15 protein-coding genes are annotated in these 17,673 nt (G+C 71.5%); all 15 read right to left on the bottom strand.

The window, feature by feature from the left end:
* Positions 1-81: 81 nt before the first annotated feature.
* The 15 genes from LV79_RS02685 to LV79_RS02755 all read right to left on the bottom strand — a co-directional run bounded on the left by LV79_RS02685 (position 82) and on the right by LV79_RS02755 (position 17,653).
* Positions 82-2,805, bottom strand: coding sequence for an AfsR/SARP family transcriptional regulator (locus LV79_RS02685; protein WP_253831661.1), 2,724 nt, complete (start codon positions 2,803-2,805; stop codon positions 82-84).
* Positions 2,806-3,253: 448 nt separating this feature from the next.
* A complete protein-coding gene (gene thpD, locus LV79_RS02690; RefSeq protein ID WP_253831663.1) occupies positions 3,254-4,168 on the bottom strand; it encodes an ectoine hydroxylase in 915 nt (304 codons plus the stop codon).
* A 29-nt stretch (positions 4,169-4,197) separates the two neighbouring features.
* Positions 4,198-4,593, bottom strand: coding sequence for an ectoine synthase (locus LV79_RS02695; protein ID WP_253831665.1), 396 nt, complete (start codon positions 4,591-4,593; stop codon positions 4,198-4,200).
* 36 nt (positions 4,594-4,629) lie between these two features.
* Complete coding sequence (gene ectB / locus LV79_RS02700; protein ID WP_253831667.1) at positions 4,630-5,886, bottom strand: diaminobutyrate--2-oxoglutarate transaminase; 1,257 nt, start codon at positions 5,884-5,886, stop codon at positions 4,630-4,632.
* A gap of 56 nt (positions 5,887-5,942) precedes the next feature.
* A complete protein-coding gene (gene ectA, locus LV79_RS02705) occupies positions 5,943-6,461 on the bottom strand; it encodes a diaminobutyrate acetyltransferase (protein WP_253831669.1) in 519 nt (172 codons plus the stop codon).
* Between the two features lie 140 nt (positions 6,462-6,601).
* On the bottom strand, positions 6,602-7,645 hold the full coding sequence (gene mgrA / locus LV79_RS02710; RefSeq protein ID WP_253831671.1) for an L-glyceraldehyde 3-phosphate reductase: 1,044 nt from the start codon (positions 7,643-7,645) through the stop codon (positions 6,602-6,604).
* Between the two features lie 42 nt (positions 7,646-7,687).
* Positions 7,688-8,299 (bottom strand): hypothetical protein, encoded by a 612-nt coding sequence (locus LV79_RS02715; RefSeq protein WP_253831673.1) that lies wholly within the window; start codon positions 8,297-8,299, stop codon positions 7,688-7,690.
* Positions 8,300-8,359: 60 nt separating this feature from the next.
* Positions 8,360-9,175: a PIG-L family deacetylase gene (locus tag LV79_RS02720; RefSeq protein WP_253831675.1), complete on the bottom strand. Its 816-nt coding sequence runs from the start codon at positions 9,173-9,175 to the stop codon at positions 8,360-8,362.
* 52 nt (positions 9,176-9,227) lie between these two features.
* Positions 9,228-10,592 carry a lysine N(6)-hydroxylase/L-ornithine N(5)-oxygenase family protein gene (locus LV79_RS02725; RefSeq protein WP_253831677.1) on the bottom strand — a complete coding sequence of 455 codons (1,365 nt, stop codon included), beginning with the start codon at positions 10,590-10,592 and terminating at the stop codon, positions 9,228-9,230.
* A 30-nt stretch (positions 10,593-10,622) separates the two neighbouring features.
* Positions 10,623-11,462 (bottom strand): condensation domain-containing protein, encoded by an 840-nt coding sequence (locus tag LV79_RS02730; RefSeq protein ID WP_253831679.1) that lies wholly within the window; start codon positions 11,460-11,462, stop codon positions 10,623-10,625.
* 63 nt (positions 11,463-11,525) lie between these two features.
* Positions 11,526-12,473, bottom strand: a complete 948-nt coding sequence (locus LV79_RS02735; RefSeq protein ID WP_253831681.1) for a methionyl-tRNA formyltransferase — start codon at positions 12,471-12,473, stop codon at positions 11,526-11,528.
* 27 nt (positions 12,474-12,500) lie between these two features.
* Positions 12,501-13,043, bottom strand: coding sequence for a hypothetical protein (locus LV79_RS02740; protein WP_253831683.1), 543 nt, complete (start codon positions 13,041-13,043; stop codon positions 12,501-12,503).
* A 180-nt stretch (positions 13,044-13,223) separates the two neighbouring features.
* Complete coding sequence (locus LV79_RS02745) at positions 13,224-15,503, bottom strand: transglutaminase TgpA family protein (RefSeq protein ID WP_253831685.1); 2,280 nt, start codon at positions 15,501-15,503, stop codon at positions 13,224-13,226.
* Entirely contained in the window at positions 15,500-16,684 is a 1,185-nt protein-coding gene (locus tag LV79_RS34325; protein ID WP_253831687.1) for a DUF58 domain-containing protein, read from the bottom strand. The genes LV79_RS02745 and LV79_RS34325 overlap by 4 nt, the downstream gene beginning before the upstream one ends.
* A 3-nt stretch (positions 16,685-16,687) precedes the next feature.
* Complete coding sequence (locus LV79_RS02755) at positions 16,688-17,653, bottom strand: AAA family ATPase (RefSeq protein WP_092779390.1); 966 nt, start codon at positions 17,651-17,653, stop codon at positions 16,688-16,690.
* Positions 17,654-17,673 lie beyond the last annotated feature (20 nt).

Genomic DNA, 17,673 nt, shown 5'->3' on the forward strand with positions numbered 1-17,673 from the left:
CCCGCCCGCGGCCCTGGGTGACCACCGGTCACCCTGCGCCGAGAGGGTGCCGGCCCACCCGCGGCGACGGCTAAGCGTTCGCTAAACGTCGGTGGGCAGCGCCGCCAGTCCAGCTTGGACGCCGTCGGCGAGCGGTGACTGCACGAGCCGGTACAGCTCGAGTGCGAGGGTCAGCTCCACTCTGGCCGCCGCGATCTCGCCGCGGTCGCGCAGCACCCTGGCGAACACCTCGCGGGCGAAGGCCTCGGTCAGGTCGAGCCCGTTGTCCTCGGCGAGCGAGATCGCCTCCTTGGCGTGCACCTCGGCCGCCTCGGGCAAGTTGAGCTCGTGCTCCAGTTCGGCCAGGTTGGCCAGGGCCAGCCCGACGAACCCGAGGTCGCCGACCTCGCGGAAGATGGCGACCGCCTGCGCCTGCGGGGTGACCGCCTCGGCGGGGGCGCCGAGGTTGCGGTGCACCTGCGCGATGTTGTTGAGCAGGTTGGCTTCCCCGAGCCGGTACCCGGCCCGACCGGACAGCTCCAGTGCCTTGCGGTAACCGGCCAGTGCCTCGTTGTAGCGGCGCTGGCCGTAGAGAGCGCTCGCGACCGTGTTGAAGCCCATCGCCATCAGCTTGGAGTCGCGCAGCTCGGTCGCGATGGCCACGGCGCGCTCGGCGTCGGCGACCGTCTCGTGCTCCTGGTCGAACCGGGTCAGCAGCACGCACCGGCTCAGCCGCATCAGGACCTCGCCCCTGCGGTCGCCCGCCGCCTTCGCCGCGTCCAACCCGAGGCGCAGCACGTGTTCCCAGTCATCGCGGCGGGAGCGGACCCTGCGGTACTCGCTTGCCATCCTGGCCAGTTGCCAGACCTGGGTGTGCAGCCCCGCTTTGGCGCCCGCCTCGGCGGCGGCGACCAGGTTGGGCCACTCCCGCTCGAACCAGGCGAGCGCGTCCTCGCGGCCGCGCACCCGGGGCCGGGGGACGTCCGGTTCGGTGTCGGCGTAGTCGATGTCGTCGGCGGCGGCGCGCAACTGCCTGCGGCACAGGTCGGCGGCGACCAGGTAGTGGCGCAGCACCGACGGCAACCGGTCGTCGGCGCCCAGTTCCCTGGCGTAGAGCCGAACCAGGTCGTGCATGCCGTAGACGTCCGGTTCGGACTCGGTGACCAGGAACAGCGCGGCCAGCCCGCGCAACCGTTCGCGCGCGGTGTCCGGTGAGGTCTCGGCCATGGTGGCCACCAGGTACGGGCCGAACGTCGGTCCGGGGACCGCGCCGAGCAACCGCAGCGTCGCGGCCAGCGCGGGGTCCAGACCACCGACGGTCAGGTCCAGTGCGGCGCGCACCCCGGTGTCGACGTCGTGCACGCGCAGCGCGCCGAGCCTGGTGCGCTCGTCGGCCAACTCACCGACCAGTTCCCGAAGTGACCACTGTGGACTGACGACCAGCCGGGCACCCGCGATCCGCAGCGCGAGCGGCAAGTGGTCGCACAACCGGGCGAGCCTCGTGCGCAACGCCCGCTCGTGGTCGGCTGGCGGACCGGCGGCGTGCTCGATGACCGCTTCCGCTTCCTCCGGCGGGAGCGTGCCGAGCACCCGCAGCGCGGCGCCGTGCGTCACCAACCCGTCGAGCTTGCGCCTGCTGGTGACCAGCACCATCGACCCTGGCGCGCCGGGCAGCAGCGGGCGCACCTGGTCGGAGTCGCGGGCGTCGTCGAGCAGCACGAGCACCCGGCGCTCGGCCAGCAGCGAGTGGTAGAGCGCGGTCCGCTCGGCGAGGTCGTCGGGGATGTGCTCCGCGGCGACGCCGAGCGCGAGCAGGAACCGGGCCAGCACCTCGGCGGGCTCGGTGGGCTCGTGCCTGGGGTCGAAGCCGCGCAAGGACGCGTACAGCCGCCCATCGGGGAACTCCGCGGCGGAGCGGGTTCCCCACACCACGGCGAGCGCGCTCTTGCCGACACCGGCCGAGCCGACCAGTACGGCGATCGCGGGTGCGGTGCCGTCCGCGGTGTCGCGGATGCCGTCCAGCCAGCCGAGTTCGGCGTCCCGACCGGTGAACCCCGGTGGGGCGGCTGGGAGTTGCGCGGGGGTCAGCACGCCGACGCGCGGTGTGATCACCGGGGTCGGGCGTGGTTCGAGCAACGTGGTGTCGTCGCGCAGGATCCGGCTGTGCAGCTCGCGCAGACCGGGACCCGGGTCCAGTCCCAGTTCCCGGGACGCGCGGTGGGCGAAGCGCTGGTAGATCTCCAGCGCGGCCGCCCGTCTACCGCAGCGGTACAGCGCGAGGACGAGCTGCCCGACCAGGTGTTCGCGGAACGGGTGCGTGTCGACCAGCGCGGCCAGTTCGCCGATGACGTCGTCGTGGCGGCCCAGTTCGAGGTCGGCGTCGATGCGCGCCTCGATCACGGTCAGCCGCAGCTCGGCCAGTTCCGGCGCGCGGACGCGGCCGCCGATGCCGGACAGCTCAGGTCCGCGCCACAGCGCCTGGGCCCTGCCCAGCAGTTCGGCGCGCTCGCTCGCCGGTCGGTCCCGCGACTGGCCGAGCAACTCCCTGGCCAGTGCGACATCGATGCGGGCCTCGTCGACCACCAGCCGGTAGCCGGGCCCCGCCGTCTGGATCCTGGTCTCCCGCGTGGGATCCACAGTGGACAGCCAACGGCGCAGCCTGGACACGTAGCCCTGCACGATGGTGCGGGCGGTCGCAGGCGGCTCGTGATCCCACAGCACATCCATCACGTGCTCGACCGAGACGACCTGGTTGGGCTCCAGCAGCAGCATCGCCAGCAGTCCACGCAGCCCCGGCCCCCCGGGTACCAGCGTGTTCTCCCCCACCAGCGCGCACACCGGGCCCAGTACGCAAAACCGCGGTCCGCCTTGCTCCGGACGCGCGAGCGCGACATGCGCCACTCGGTACCACCCCCCGATCGGACCGACTCCCCTAAAGCCGGTTCCCAGCGCTCCCGGCACAAACCTAGGGCGAAACAGCAGGCGCGGGCGCGGTTGTGGCACTAGTCAACCGGATGGCCTAACCGCGTGTGGGGGTGAAGTGCGCCGGTAGCACCAAAAACGGGCGGGAAAGGACCAGCGACCGGGTGCGGGCATAGGTCGGCCCCGCCGCCACACCGATCCCGACATCGGTGGGCACGGGGCCGTACTCCGCCGCAGTTGGTCCACAGCACGTCGGGTTCACCCCGAGTGGGAACCACGACCAGCTCTTGATCAACCGGTGGCGGAGCGTGCGCTGATGGTAACAGATGGATTACGCATGATCACCGGCGGGTCACCGCACCAGCGGCTCGACCGTGCGCGCGGCGATGAAACCGGGCCGTGGCGCGGCCGCCGCGTACGGGTCGACCAGCGCGTTCTCCACCGAGTTGAACACGACGAAGATGTTCGACCGCGGCAACGGCGTGATGTTGTTCCCCGAGCCGTGCATCAGGTTCGAGTCGAACAGCAGCGCCGACCCGGCCGGGCCGGTGAACTGGTCGATGCCGTGCTCGGCCGCGAGCAGGGAGATCGCGCGCTGGCTCGGGACGCCGATCTCCTGCTCGGTCAGCGAGGCCTTGTAGTGGTCGGCCGGGGTCTCGCCGACGCACGGCACGAAGGTGCGCTGGGAACCGGGCATCACCATCAGCCCGCCGTTGAACGGGTGGTTGTCGGTGAGCGCGATGGACATGCTCACCGCGCGCGGCAGCGGCATCCCGTCCTCGGCGTGCCAGGTCTCGAAGTCGGAGTGCCAGTAGAAGCCCTTGCCCGTGAACCCGGGCATGTAGTTGACCCGGCTCTGGTGCACGTACACCTCGGAGCCGAGCACCTGCCGCGCCCGGTCGAGCACCCTCGGGTCGCGCACGAGCTCGGCGATCAGCTCGCTGCTGCGGTGCACCTCGAAGATCGAGCGCACCTCGGCGGACTCGCGCTCGACGATGGTGCGCTCGTCGGCGCGCACCGCCTCGTCGGTGGCCAGCCGGTCGAGCTCGGCGCGGAAGGCGGCGACCTCGGCCGGGCTGAGCAGGCCGTCGTAGCGGGAGTAGCCGCGGGAGTCGTGCGCGGCCAACGTCGCCGGGTCGATCGGGCCGGTCAGCCCGCCCCAGACGGTCGGCTCGGTGCGGGCGAACGGCGCCAGCGGCTCGGTGGTGCGGGTCGGGTAGCGGTCGGCGCGGGAGACGGTGTTGAGGTGGGTGTCGGTGAGTGTCATCAGCCCTCCTCGGCTGGCCTGCTCGGGGTTCACGACTTGTCTTCGACGACGAGCGGGTAGACCCCGTTCTCGTCGTGCACCTCCCGGCCGGTGACCGGGGGGTTGAACACGCACAGGGTGCGCATGCGGGTGCGCGGGCGCAGCTGGTGGCGCTCGTTGCCGTCGAGCACGTAGATGGACCCCGGCGCGAGCTGGTGGACCTCGCCGGTCTCCTTGTCCAGCAGTTCGCCGTCGCCCTCGACGATGAAGACGGCCTCGATGTGGTTGGCGTACCAGAAGTCGTTGACCGCGCCCGGCTCCAGCACGGTCTCGTGGACGGAGAATCCGACGCCGTCACCGGCGAGCACGATGCGCTTGCTGCGCCAGTGCTCGGTCGTGACGTCGCGGTCGGTGTCGGTGATCTCGGCAAGCGTGCGGACGATCATGGGTCCTCCTCGCGCTCTGGTGGTCAGCGGCAGTGGTCAGCGGCGGGTCAGGGTGGCGGCGACGGCCTCGGTCAGGATGCCCAGGCCCGCGTCCAGCTCGTCGTCGGTGATGGTCAGCGGCGGCATGACCTTGGCGACCTCGCCGTCGGGGCCGGAGGTCTCCACCAGCAGGCCGCGGTCGAAGGCGGCGCGGCACACCGCACCGGCGGTCTCGCCGTCGGCGAAGCGCAGGCCCCTGGCCAGACCACGACCCTTGACCTTGAGCTCGGCGGTCGGGTGCGCCTCGGCGATGCCGTGCATGACCCGCTCCACCTGCTCCCCCTTGGCCAGCGTGCCCTTCTCCAGGGTGTCGTCGGTCCAGTAGGTGCGCAGCGCCTCGGTAGCCGCGACGAACGCCGGGCTGATGCCGCGGAAGGTGCCGTTGTGCTCGCCGGGCTCCCAGACGTCGAGCTCCGGGCGGATCAGGGTGAGCGCGAGCGGCAGGCCGAAGGCGCCGATGGACTTGGACAGGCAGACGATGTCCGGGGTGATGCCCGCGACCTCGAAGCTGAAGAACGGCCCGGTGCGGCCGCAGCCCATCTGCACGTCGTCGACGATGAGCAGGATGCCGTGCCGCTTGCACAGGTCGGCGAGCGCCCGCAGCCACTCCACCCGCGCGGCGTTGATCCCGCCCTCGCCCTGCACGGTCTCGACGATCACCGCGGCGGGCTCGTTGAGGCCGCTGCCGCTGTCGGCGAGCAGCCGCTCGAACCACAGGAAGTCCGGCACCTGGCCGTCGAGGTAGTTGTCGAACGGCATCGGGGTGGCGTGCACCAGCGGGATGCCCGCGCCGCCGCGCTTCATCGAGTTGCCGGTGACCGACAGCGCGCCGAGGGTCATGCCGTGGAAGGCGTTGGTGAAGTTGACCACCGACTGGCGGCCGGTGACCTTGCGGGCCAGCTTCAGCGCCGCCTCGACCGCGTTCGCGCCCGCGGGGCCGGGGAACATCACCTTGTAGTCCAGCTCGCGCGGACCGAGCACGACGTCGCGGAAGGACTCCAGGAAGTCGCGCTTGGCCACGGTGTTCATGTCCAGCGCGTGGGTCACGCCGTCGCGCATGATGTAGTCGACGACGGCCTGTTTGAGCACCGGGTTGTTGTGGCCGTAGTTCAACGCGCCCGCGCCCGCAAAGAAGTCCACATAGGACTTGCCAGACTCGTCGTAGAGGTGGCTGCCGACCGCGCGGTCGAACACGACCGGCCACCCGCGGCTGTAGCTGCGGACCTCGGACTCGAGGGTTTCGAACACACTCATCGTGAAATCTCCCTCCCCAGCGGGAAAGTAGGGCGAACGGGCCAGTGGGACGCGGGTCAGACCCCGACGGCGACGGCAGCCGGGGCGAACGGACCGATGCGGTACAGGTCCTCCGCGGCGTGGTCGTCGGGGAAGTGGTCGGCGGCGAACAGGTCGGCCTGGCGCATCCGCGTCCCCCGCCGCCGGGCCAGTGCGCCGAACAACGCGATGGACGCGGCGTTGTCAGCGGTGATGGTGGTCTCCAGGTGCCGCACACCGCGCGGCGCGAGCCGGTCGAGCAGGTGGTCGAGCAGCCTGCCCGCGAGGCCCTTGCCGCGCTGGCCGCTGTCGACGGCGATCTGCCACACCACAACGGTGTCCGGCTCACTCGGCCGGACGAAACCGATCACGAAGCCGACCGGTCGGCCGTCGACGGTGGCGACGGCGGAGGTGTCGGCGAAGTCGCGGCACCAGAGCAGGTAGGCGTAGGAGGAGTTCAGGTCGAGCGTGCGCGAGTCGCGGGCGATCCGCCACAGCTCGGAGCCGTCCTCTGTGGACGGCTCGGCGATCACCACGTCGTGCGTTTCCCCGGACATACCCAGGGAACGTAACAGCGATGTTTCGACGGTTGTGGACGGGGAGAACCAGCACCCCGCCCGTCACCTTGGGTTTCGGAGGATCACCGGTGAGGAGGACAACACCGGCGTTGTCCTCCGCACCGCGACCGTGTTAAGGATCAGCCCGCCTCGCGCGACTGCGCCCACAGGTCGATCCCGGAATCCACCGCGTACCTGTCGATCTCGGCCAGTTCGGTGTCGGTGAACGGGGGCGCGTCGACGGCGGCCAGGTTGGCCTCCAGCTGGGCGACCGAGCTGGCGCCGATGAGCGCCGAGGTGACCCGCCGGTCGCGCAGCACCCACGCGATCGAGAGCTGGGCCAACGTCTGGCCGCGCTCGCGGGCGACCTGGTTGAGCCCGCGCACCCTGGCCAGGTTCTCCTCGGAGATCAGCTCGGGCGACAGCGACGAGTCGCGGCTGGCCCGGGACCCCTCGGGGATGCCGTCGAGGTACCGGTCGGTGAGCAGGCCCTGCCCGAGCGGGGAGAACGCGATGCAGCCCGCGCCCAGCTCGTCGAGCGTGTCGAGCAGCTCGGGCTCGATCCACCGGTTGAGCAGCGAGTACGACGGCTGGTGGATCAGCAGCGGGACGTTGGCGGCGCGCAGGATCTGCGCGGCCTGCCTGGTCGCCGCCGGGGAGTACGACGACACCCCGACGTAGAGCGCCTTGCCCTGCTGCACCGCCGTGACCAGCGCGCCGATGGTCTCCTCCAGCGGCGTGTCCGGGTCGAAGCGGTGCGAGTAGAAGATGTCGACGTAGTCGAGGCCGAGCCTGGTCAGCGACTGGTCCAAAGAGGACAGCACATACTTGCGGGAACCCCACTCCCCGTACGGACCCGGCCACATGTCGTAGCCCGCCTTGGTGGAGACCACGATCTCGTCGCGGTAGGGCTTGAAGTCGGTGGCCAGCACGCGGCCGAAGTTCTCCTCCGCGCTGCCGTAGGGCGGGCCGTAGTTGTTGGCCAGGTCGAAGTGGGTGACACCGAGGTCGAACGCGCGGCGCAGGATGGCGCGGCCGGTGTCGAGCGGTCGGTCGCCGCCGAAGTTGTGCCACAGGCCGAGCGAGACCGGCGGCAGCCGCAGGCCACTGCGCCCGGACCTGCGGTAGTCGGCGCGGTCGTAGCGGCTCTCCTCGGCGCGGTAGGGCGCGGCTGGGAACGGCATGGGACTCCTCGGGTCGCGGGGGCGCTACCGGGTGATTCTCGCTCAGATCAGCGTGCTGGCGTCCACGTCGGCGCGCCGCGCGTAGAGCACGGCCTCGTTGAGCTCCAGCCCGTTGACCACCCGCAGCGCGGCCACCACGGCGTCCCCGACCAGGTCGGCGGCCACTTCGGGGTAGTCGACGAGCAGCGCGGTCTGGCCGCCGCCGACCGGGGTCCTGGTGATCGTGCCGCGCAAGAAGCCGAACACGGCGACGACCTGGTCGGGCAGCGTCAGGGTGAGCCGGGCGCGGCGGATCGGGGACAGCCCGGTCGGCCCGGTCAGCAGCGTGTGCAGCAGGTCCTTGGCCTCGACGAGCAGCGCCTCGCCGTGCGCGGTGCGCTGGTCGCGGTCGATCAGCTGCCCGGCCGGTGGCGGCGGCCCGACCAGGCAGGCGCTGGTGTCCCAGGCGCCGAACCGGGCGGTGTGCTCGACCAGCCGCTGCTCGTCGAGCTCGACCTGGGTGGGCCGGTACCCGCTGGACGGGGCCACGGTGGCCAGCAGCTGGTCGACCAGCCAGGCCCGCGGCTGGGCCATCAGCTCGGCGCGCAGCACCGCGAGCGCACCCGGCTGCCCCGCCGAGGCCCGGCGGACCATGTCGTCGAAGGCTGCGGACACGCTCGGCAAGGTAAGCCGCCCCGGCGGGCCAGTACCAGCCTCGTCACCCGATGGTGGGCCTCAGAGCCCGGCCATGATGTCGGTCTCGGTGATCCCCGGGCCTGCCCCCTCGCGGATGAACCACTCCACGCCGAACGCCTCGGCGAAGACCGGGTCCGGCATGGACAGGAAGAAGCTCTCCTCGGAGATCTGGCTGGCGTGCGCGCGCATCGCGGCCCGCTTGGCCGCCACATACGCCCGCACGTCCACGCGGGCGGTCAGCTCCTCCAGCGGCTTGCCGATCTCCCACTCCTCCGGCGGGCCGAACGACTCGGGCGCCTCGATGCCCTGCGCGGCGGCTGCCTCGGCGTCAGCGGCCGCGGCGGCGCCCATGTGCTTGCGGACGTCGTCGCGGTTCGCGGTCGCCTGGTACACCCGGGCGGTCCCGGCCAGCTCGGCGGCGCGGCGGCCGACCCGGTGCACCTGGATGTGGTCGGGGTGGCCGTAGCCGCCGTTGTCGTCGTAGGTGGTCAGCACGTCGGCCGACTCCTCGACGAGGATCTTGGCCAGGCGCTCGGCCGCCTCGTCGACCGACGCGGTCCAGAAGGTGCCCGGGGTGTCGTTGGACGGCTCGCCCATCATCCCGGAGTCGGTGTAGCCGAGGAACTCCACACGGGACACACCGAGGATCTCGGCGGCCGCGTGCGTCTCGGCGACCCGGCGGGTGGTCAGGTCCTCGCCGGGGGCCAGGAACCCGTCCTCGACCTCGCCGAGCTCGCCCCTGGTCGCCACCACGAGGACGACGCGGTGGCCCTCGTCGGCGGCTTTGCGCATGACGCCACCGCAGTTGATGCACTCGTCGTCGGGGTGGGCGTGGAAGGTCACCAGTGTTGCCATGGCACCAAAGTACCCACCCCGGCCGACAGACCGGCGGTCGTGGACCGCCGGGTCAGCTGACCGCGACGCGCTCCGGCACGGCGACCTGCTCGACCGGGGTCACCTCGGGGCTGCCGTTGACGATCGAGTCCAGGATCTCGCCGACCCGGACGGCCGTGGTCGACAGGAGTGTCGCGGTGAGACCGTGGCTGTGCTCGGCGCCCTGGAGGTAAACACCAGCCGTCACGTTGGCAGCGGTGCTGACCCGGTAGTCCCGCCCGACGATCGGTAGGCCTGCCTCGTCGCGCTCGCACACAGCGGCAGCGCGGCCGAGGAGGTCGAACAGGTCACCCTGACGGAAGCCGGTGGCGTAAACGACCGCGTCGCACTCAAGAACCTCGGTCTCGCCGGTCGGTAAGAACTCCACGGTCGCGTAGACGGCTTCGTCGGTCTCGCGGGTGTAGGTGACGCGGGAGGCGATGCGGATGTCCAGGCGCTTGCGGCCGGTGACCTTCTCCCGGTACTCGCGGCGGTAGAGCTCCTCGATGAGGTCCATGTCCACCACGGAGTAGTTCGTGTTCCGGTGGTAGTCCAGCAGCATCTGCTTGACCTCGGCCGAGGCCGAGTGGAAGTGGTCGACCGCGCGCGGGTCGAAGATCCGGTTCGCGAACGGGCTGTCGTCGGCGGGGGCGTAGCCGTAGCGGGCGAACACCGCGCACACCTGCGTGTTGGGCAGCGCCGAGTGCAGCTCGGCGACGGTCTCCGCGCCGCTCTGCCCGGACCCGACCACCAGCACCCGGTGCGGCTCGGTCTTGGCCAGGGCGCCGACGCGGTGCATCAGCTCGATGTTGTGCCAGACCCGGTCGGAGGCCACCGCGTCCGCGGGCAGCTTGGGCCGCAGGCCGGTCGCGACGACGACGTTGCGCGCGCGGACCGTGCTGATCAGGCCCTCGGCGTCCTTGGCGATCACGTCGAAGTGGGTGACCTCGCCGTCGACCTCGACCGGGCGCACCGAGACCACCTCGGCGCCGTAGCGGACCTGGTCGTCGACCCTGGCCGCCGCCCACTCGAAGTAGTCGTGGAACTCGGTGCGCAGCGGGAACATCGTCTTGTGGTTGATGAACTCGGCCAGCCGGTCCCGGTCGCGCAGGTAGCACAGGAAGCTGAAGTCGCTGGCCGGGTCGCGCATGGTGACCAGGTCCTTGAGGAAGGACACCTGCATGGTCGCGTCGTCGATCAGCATGCCCCGGTGCCAGCCGAAGGCGGGCTGCCTCTCCAGGAACAGCGCGTCGACCCGCTGCTCGGGGTGGCGCCGGTTGTGCTCGTGCACGGCGATGGCCAGCGCCAGGTTGGACGGCCCGAAGCCGATCCCGACCACATCGCGCACCTCGTGCGGCTGAGCGTCGCTGGTCACCGCGGTCCCTTCGTCGACGAACACGATCCACCCCGGATCAGAGGTAAGGCTAACCTAATTACCGAGCGATGCGGAGTCCATGGCCCGCGGCGAGACGTGGTCTGGATCTCCCGCCAGCTCGGCACGCAGCTCCCGGACCAGGCCGGGCAGGTCGCCGACGAGCAGCGGGTTCGCCGCGATGGTGAGCCGGGTGCGGGCGGCGCCGACGCGGGTGAGTTCGAACTGGACCATGGGCGTCCAGGCCGGGTGGAAGTCGTCCTCGTCAGTGCAGCGCAACGACATGCCCGCGCCCTGGACGGCGAACACAGCACCGTTGACAACGCGTCTACCGGTGGCGAGGTACGGGTACCGGCACGTGACAGCGTCGATCGCCTTGCGCATGGCGTCAGGGCTGACCGAGCCCGGTAAGTCCACCGAGATGCTGTCGCACTCCTGGTCCAGCTCGGTCGGGATCGGACTGATCGTGCGGGCCTGCGCGACCAGCGCGGTCAACGCGTCGGACCACGCGCGCGAGAGCTGGACGACGGCGCGTTCCGTGCGCAGCTCCGCCCGCCACGACCACGTGGACATGACCTGCCCGTCCACCAGTTCGACGACGACGTCCACGACGTTGGTCAGGTCGGGATCGCCCGCCAGGTAGTGGAAGCCGATCGGGGACGGGTCGGTCGCGGCGGTGAGCCTGCGGACGGTGCCCGCCAGCCCGCCACGCGCCTGGACAGTCCCCTGCTCGCCGACGGCGACCACGAGCGCGGCCCGCAGGACGTCGGCGGTGTCGGTGGCGTAGAAGTCGGGGACGTCGGTGAGCAGGGCCGCCGTGAGGTCGGCGGGGAGCAGCCTGCGCAGCTGCGGCCTGGCGACCCGGACCGGTCTCGCCTGCGCTTCCAGGGTGTTCATCGGGTGCGGCCTCCCTCGGCGGTGGGACGGCCACCGGCGGGGTGCCGGTGGCCGTCGACGGGCTCAGGGTCGCGAGGTGAGGTATCCACCCATGTGCTTGAAGTAGTCGTGCGCGGCCAGTTCGGTGCCGTCGGCGGTGCGGACCCGGGTGACCAGCAGCGCGTGGTTGCGGCCGCGGCGCGCCTCGGGACCGGCCACGATCGCCACGCCGTCGCCCTCGCGGTAGAAGATCCGACCGGGGGTGCCGCCGTACTTGGCCTCGGACACCCGGGCCGCGACGATCTCCAGCCGCTTGCCGCGGTGGAAGCAGAACGCGCTCGGGTACGGCGCGGACTGGGCGCGCACCAACCGGTCGAGCTCCTGGGCCGACCAGGTCCAGTCGACCCGCAGGTCCTCCTCGGCGCGCTTGTGGAAGAAGCTGGCGTTGGTGCGGTCCTGCACGGCGAAGTCGGTGCGGCCCGCCTCGATCTCGGCGAGGCCGTCGACGGTGATCGGCCCGAACAGCGCCAGGGTCTTGGCGAACAGGTCGGCCGAGGTGTCGCGCGGGCCGACCGGGACCGCGCGCTGCAGCACGATCGGACCGGCGTCGAGCGTGTCGTCCATCATGTGCGCGGTGACGCCGACCTCGGGCTCGTCGTTGATCAGCGCCCAGATCAGCGGGGAGAAGCCCGCGTAGGCGGGCAGCAGCGAGTCGTGCACGTTGAGGGTGCCGCGCTTGGGCAGGCCGAAGATCCGCGGCGGGATCCAGGTGCGCCAGTTGGTGGCGACGACGACGTCCGGGTCCAGCTCGGTGAGCCGCTCGAACAGCTCGTCGTCGTCGGGGCGCTCGCGGACGATGACCTCGACGCCGTTGGCCTCGGCGAGCTCGGCGACCGAGTCGCTCCAGACCTTCTCGTAGACGCCCTCGCCCGGCGGGTGCGTGACCACCGCGACGACGTCGTGGTGCGACGCCAGCAGCGCCTCAAGGGTGCGGTGCCCCCAGGTCTGGAAACCGAACATCACGACCCGCATGGGTCATCCACCTCCGCTGAACTTTGCTTAGCCTATCCTTATCACGTCGGCCAGCTCGGTTCGAGAGTCCAGGGCCAACACCACGTCCGCGGCCGCGCCGAGCAGGCTCGGGACACTGGCGAACCCGGTCGACACGTGGTGACCGTCCGGCACCGCGAACTCGGTGGCCCCGATGCGGAACGCCGCCACCGGCACGGTGTCGGCGACGGACCGTGACGGTGTGATGTCGGCCATGTGCCGCGGCACGACCAGGTGCAGCAGCGGCTGATCACCCCCGACGAGGTCGGGTCGGCCCGCGATGGCGTGCCGCAGTTCCGGTGCCGCCCAACCGAAGGCGTGCCAGTCCGCGGGGGCCGCGCCGTGCAGCAGGTCGACCACCTGGCGCAGCGGGTCCACCCACGGCTCGACGTCGTCGCCGTCGGGTGTCCACAGGTGCACAGCGTCGCGGTCGACGACGACCTGGGCGAGGCAGCCGGTGGTGAACCACCAGCGGCCGGGTGTGGCCAGGAAGAAGTAGTCCTCCTGAGCAGCGGAGATCAACTCCGCAGGCGTGGTCGAGCAGGTGCGCACGGTACCCCCGATAGGTAAGGCTTACCTAAGTGTAAGGCCTATCCACCGGCGCGCGGTTTATTGCGGCTGGGGACCGCGCTGTCAAGCCGCCATCCGAAGTCGATCTGTACACAGCGTCATCCCCAGCTGGGGATGAACTGGGGTCGAGACCTGTGGACGGACGCGGTTCCTGTGGAGAACTCAGGACCCGCGGACCCGCAGGGTGCTCAGGTTGAGCGCCGCCTTGAGCCTGCGGAACCGGCCGACGCCCGCGCCGAGCTGCTTGCGGACCTCGTCGACCGAGGCCCAGAACCGGGTCGCCGACGCGTCGTTCGGGTCGATCGGGCCGAACACCGTCGCGTCGGCCGCGCGGGCCAACCGCAGCACGCCCTCGTCGCCCAGGACGGTCGCCTGCTCCGGCCGGGTCAGCCCGACCGGGACGGCGGTGCCGAGGTCGCGCGCCCGGTCCATGACCTCCTGCCAACCGGAGGCGACCCGGGTGGCCGGTTCGCCCAACCGGCGGCGCCTGCGCCTGCGCAGCGCCTTGCCACCGATGATCACCGTGCAGACCAGCGCGATCAGCCCGATCGGCGGACCGGCCCAGGTGATGATGGTGAGCAGGTAGCCGGGGATCTCCCAGCCCTCGCCGTCCTTGGCCGAGGCGGAGCGCCCGACGTTCGGGTCGACCCGGCTGGCGTCGGTCAGCGAGCTCGGCGGGTGCACGGTGTTGGGCGGCGGCACGATCGACGCCTCGGTGTTCTCGAACTGCTCCGGCGGGATCTTGTCCGGCTTCTTGGAGCGGTCCGGCATGAACTCGGTGTTCATCACCTTGGCCCACCGGCCGTCGGTGAGGTGGATCTCCACCCAGGCCTGCACGTGTTCGCCGCGCACCACGCCATCGGCGCCCGGCTTGGCGCCGAGCACCACCCTGGCAGGCATGCCGAGCTGGTTGGCCACCAGCGCGAAGACCGCCGCGTACTGCTCGTCGTCGCCGACCGGGCGCTGGGCGTTGAGGAAGCTGGTGAGCCTGCCGACGCTGTGGCCGGGCAGGTACTCGGTCTCCCCCGGCCCGCCGTCGCTGTAGGCGCCGTTGTCGCGCAGGTAGCTCGCGACCGCCTTGAGCTTGCCGCCGAGGTCGGTCGCCTTGCCCGCCCAGGTCCCGGTCTTGGCCGAGACGAACTGGTAGGCCGACTGCTCCAGCGCGGGGCGGCCGAAGGGCTGCGGGTCGGCGGGCACCTCGACGGTGTCGACGATGGTGTCCACCGTGTACCGGTCGCCGGTGCGCAGCCGGTCGGCCACGATGCCGGAGGTGGTGGCCAGGTTGTAGCGGAAGCTGTCGGCGTGACCGGCCGCGGTGTCACCGGCGAAGCGGATCGCGGTCGGCTCGCCGGGGGTCGGCAGCCAGGCGTTCACGTCGTCGGCGGTCGCGTAGGCCGCGCCGATCTCGATCTCGACGGTGGTCCGGTCGCCGGAGGCGGCGGCCGGGATGCGGGACCCGACCCGCTGGAAGCCGTACTTGGGCTGGCCGGGCACGGTCTCCGCGCTGCCGCCGCCCGCGCCCCACACCGTGCCGGTGTAGTCGTCGAGCGTGGCGATGCGCACCAGGCCGCCCTCGGGCAGGCCGGTGACGGTGAACAGCGTCTGGTCGTGGAGCTGGTTGGCATCCTTGGTGTACTTGCGGAACCCGACCAGCGGGCTGGCGTAGGCGTTGAGGTCGAACGGCGGGGTGATGTACTCCCGCAGCACCGTCCGGTCGCCACCGGCGCCGGGCAGGACCGGACCAGCCAGCACGGTGATGGCGGCGATCACGCCGACGAGCCCGGCAGCGGACAGCACCCGGGTCGCTCGCCGAGCGCCGTCGCGCAGCTGGCGGCGCCGACGCCGGGCCCGCACCGAGATCCAGCCGAGGGTGATCGCGGCGAACAGCCCGCCGAGCACCGTCGGCAGCACCGGTGTCGTGGTGCCGAGCAGGATGACCACGATCATCACCAGCGCGGGCGCCGCGACCGGGGCCGCGCTCACGCGCACCCGCCTGGCCAGCGTGAACCCGGCGGCACCGCAGACCAGGCCGAGGATGTACGGGATGACCAGCAGCGGGCCGCTGTCGACCGGCGGCAGCGTGGTCAGCAGCTGCTTCCAGCTGTCCACACTGGACCGGGCGAGGGCGCCGAGCGCGTCGGGTCCGGGCAGGAAACCGGCGACCGCCCGCTCGCGCACCACCACGGCGCCGCCGAGCAGGAAGAACACCGCGACGGTCAGCGCCACCACGGTGATCAGCGGCTGCTTGAGCACGTTGGCCACGTGCCCGACCAGCAGGCCGAGCCCCAGCCCGGCCAACCCGGTCCACAGGAACGACCAACCGGTGTAGCTGGTGGTGAACCCGACCAGGGCCACGGTGAACAGCACCGACAGGTAGGCGGCGTCGGCCAAGTCGGCGCGGGTCGGTAACAACGAGGGCCGGGTAGCGGTCGAACTGGTCATGCCAGCGGCCCTCCAGCGAGCACGGCCCGCAGATCGTCCAGGTCGCGCACGGTCGCGACGGTGAGTCCGACGTTCTCGGTGATCCCCGCGGTCCCCTCGGACGACACGGTGATCGCGGCGCGGCGGATGTCCGACGGGAACTGCCCGCAGGCGCGCAGCAGCTCGGGGAAGGTGCGCGCCGCGCCCGCCACCACCACGACGACGGTGGCGTCGGGGGCGAGCTGGGCGGCGCGGGTGGTCAGGTCGTCGAGGCCCATGCTGACCGGCTTGACCCGGGCCAGCCCGTCCAAAGAGGACTGCGCGTTGGCGTCGAGCACGACCTGGCCGCCTGCGAACAGGGTGAGGTCCAGCTCGTCCTGCACCGCGCGCAGCGCGAGCGAGCCCGCGACCGAGATCGCGGTCTCGAAGTCCTCGTCGCTGGTGTAGGCGGCGCGGTCGCCGTCGACGGCGACCACCAGCCGCGCCCGGCGGGTGTCCAGGTACTGCCGGACCAGGAACTTGCCGTCGGACCCCGAGGCGGCGAGCTTGGCCGACGAGCGCCAGTGGATGTGCCTGCGGTCGTCACCGGGGGCGAACTCGCGCAGCGTGTGGAACGCCAGGTCGCTGGTGGACAGGTCGGTGGTGGTGTAGCCCTCCAGGTCGCGCAGCATGCCCGCGCCCAGCGGGCCGAGCGCCACGGTGACCGGGTGCACGAACAGCTCGCGGGTGCCGCCCCACTCGACCGCGCGGCGCAGCACGCCGAGCGGGTCGCCGCGCACGGTCACCGCAGGACCGACCTCGACGACACCGCGCCGGTCGGTCGGGATCGGGAAGAACTCGCTGTGCACCTGCCCGGACACCAGCCCGGGGACCTCGACCACGTGCACCTCGTCGTCCACCGACAGCTCGAGCTCCATCGCCAGCAGCCGACCACCCGCGCGCTTGCCCGCCACCTCGACGACGCAGGTCGCGGGCTTGCCGCGCACGACCCGCTCCTTGTCCAGGGTGAACCGCACCGCGAGCAGGTTGCGGCCCACGGCCCAGCTCAGGCAGGCCAGGAAGACCAGCACCCCGGCGACCCCGGCGACGACCAGCTCGGTCCAGCCGAGCACGCCGCCCGCGATCCAGGACAGGACCGAGCAGACGGCGACCACCACGCCCATCGGCGTCACCGCGCGGAGCGCCTCCGCAAGGCCGTCCACGGCCTAACCCCTGGCGACGGGCGGTGCGACGTCGGCGAGCAGCTTCTCGACCACGTCGGTCACCGAGACGCCGTCGAACTGGGCCTGGGCGTTGAGCAGCACGCGGTGCCCCAGCACCGGCAGCGCCAGCTCCTTGACGTCCTCGGGGGTGACGAAGTTGCGGCCCTTGGTCATCGCCCAGGTCTTGGCGCACCGCACGTAGGCGAGGCAGCCGCGGACCGAGACACCCAGGCGCACGTGCTCGTGCTCGCGGGACGCCTCGGCGATGCGGGTGACGTAGGACAGCACGGCGGCGTCGACGTGCACCCGGTCGGCGGTCGCGGCCAGCTGGGACACGACCTGCGAGGAGATGACCGGCTGCACGTTGACCGACCGGTCGCGGACCGACGCGGCGGACAGCAGCGCGACGGTCGCGGTGTGGTCGGGGTAGCCGATGCTGGTCTTCATCAGGAACCGGTCGAGCTGCGCCTCGGGCAGCCGGTAGGTGCCCGCCTGCTCGATCGGGTTCTGGGTGGCGATCACCATGAACGGCTTGCCGACCTCGTGGCCGACGCCGTCGACGGTGACCCGGCCCTCCTCCATGACCTCCAGCAGCGCCGACTGGGTCTTGGGCGAGGCGCGGTTGATCTCGTCGGCCAGCACGATCGAGTGGAACACCGGGCCGCGGTGGAACTCGAACTCCTGCTTGCGCTGGTCGTAGATCGTCACACCGGTGACGTCGGAGGGCAGCAGGTCCGGCGTGAACTGGATCCGCGAGTTGGTGCCCTGCACCGACCGCGACAGCGCCTTGGCCAGCATCGTCTTGCCGGTCCCCGGGTAGTCCTCCAGCAGGAGGTGCCCCTCGGAGAGCAGGCAGGTGAGGGCCAGGCGCACGGTGTGCTCCTTGCCCACGATCGCCACGCTCACGTTGGCGACCAACCGGTCGAAGGTCTGCGCGAACAGCTGCGCCTGCTCCGGAGTGGCTGTCATTGCCCGTTCCTGTCCTCTGT

The sequence above is a fragment of the Actinokineospora globicatena genome, from assembly GCF_024171945.1.
In the GTDB taxonomy this organism is placed as follows: domain Bacteria; phylum Actinomycetota; class Actinomycetes; order Mycobacteriales; family Pseudonocardiaceae; genus Actinokineospora; species Actinokineospora globicatena.

Coding starts and splice junctions, on each gene's coding strand:
- LV79_RS02720 (WP_253831675.1), bottom strand. CDS start 9,175: ATGGCAACACTGGTGACCTTCCACGCCCACCCCGACGACGAGTGCATC.
- thpD (WP_253831663.1), bottom strand. CDS start 4,168: ATGACACTCACCGACACCCACCTCAACACCGTCTCCCGCGCCGACCGC.
- LV79_RS02695 (WP_253831665.1), bottom strand. CDS start 4,593: ATGATCGTCCGCACGCTTGCCGAGATCACCGACACCGACCGCGACGTC.
- LV79_RS02745 (WP_253831685.1), bottom strand. CDS start 15,503: ATGACCAGTTCGACCGCTACCCGGCCCTCGTTGTTACCGACCCGCGCC.
- LV79_RS02730 (WP_253831679.1), bottom strand. CDS start 11,462: ATGAACACCCTGGAAGCGCAGGCGAGACCGGTCCGGGTCGCCAGGCCG.
- ectB (WP_253831667.1), bottom strand. CDS start 5,886: ATGAGTGTGTTCGAAACCCTCGAGTCCGAGGTCCGCAGCTACAGCCGC.
- mgrA (WP_253831671.1), bottom strand. CDS start 7,645: ATGCCGTTCCCAGCCGCGCCCTACCGCGCCGAGGAGAGCCGCTACGAC.
- ectA (WP_253831669.1), bottom strand. CDS start 6,461: ATGTCCGGGGAAACGCACGACGTGGTGATCGCCGAGCCGTCCACAGAG.
- LV79_RS02735 (WP_253831681.1), bottom strand. CDS start 12,473: ATGCGGGTCGTGATGTTCGGTTTCCAGACCTGGGGGCACCGCACCCTT.
- LV79_RS02755 (WP_092779390.1), bottom strand. CDS start 17,653: ATGACAGCCACTCCGGAGCAGGCGCAGCTGTTCGCGCAGACCTTCGAC.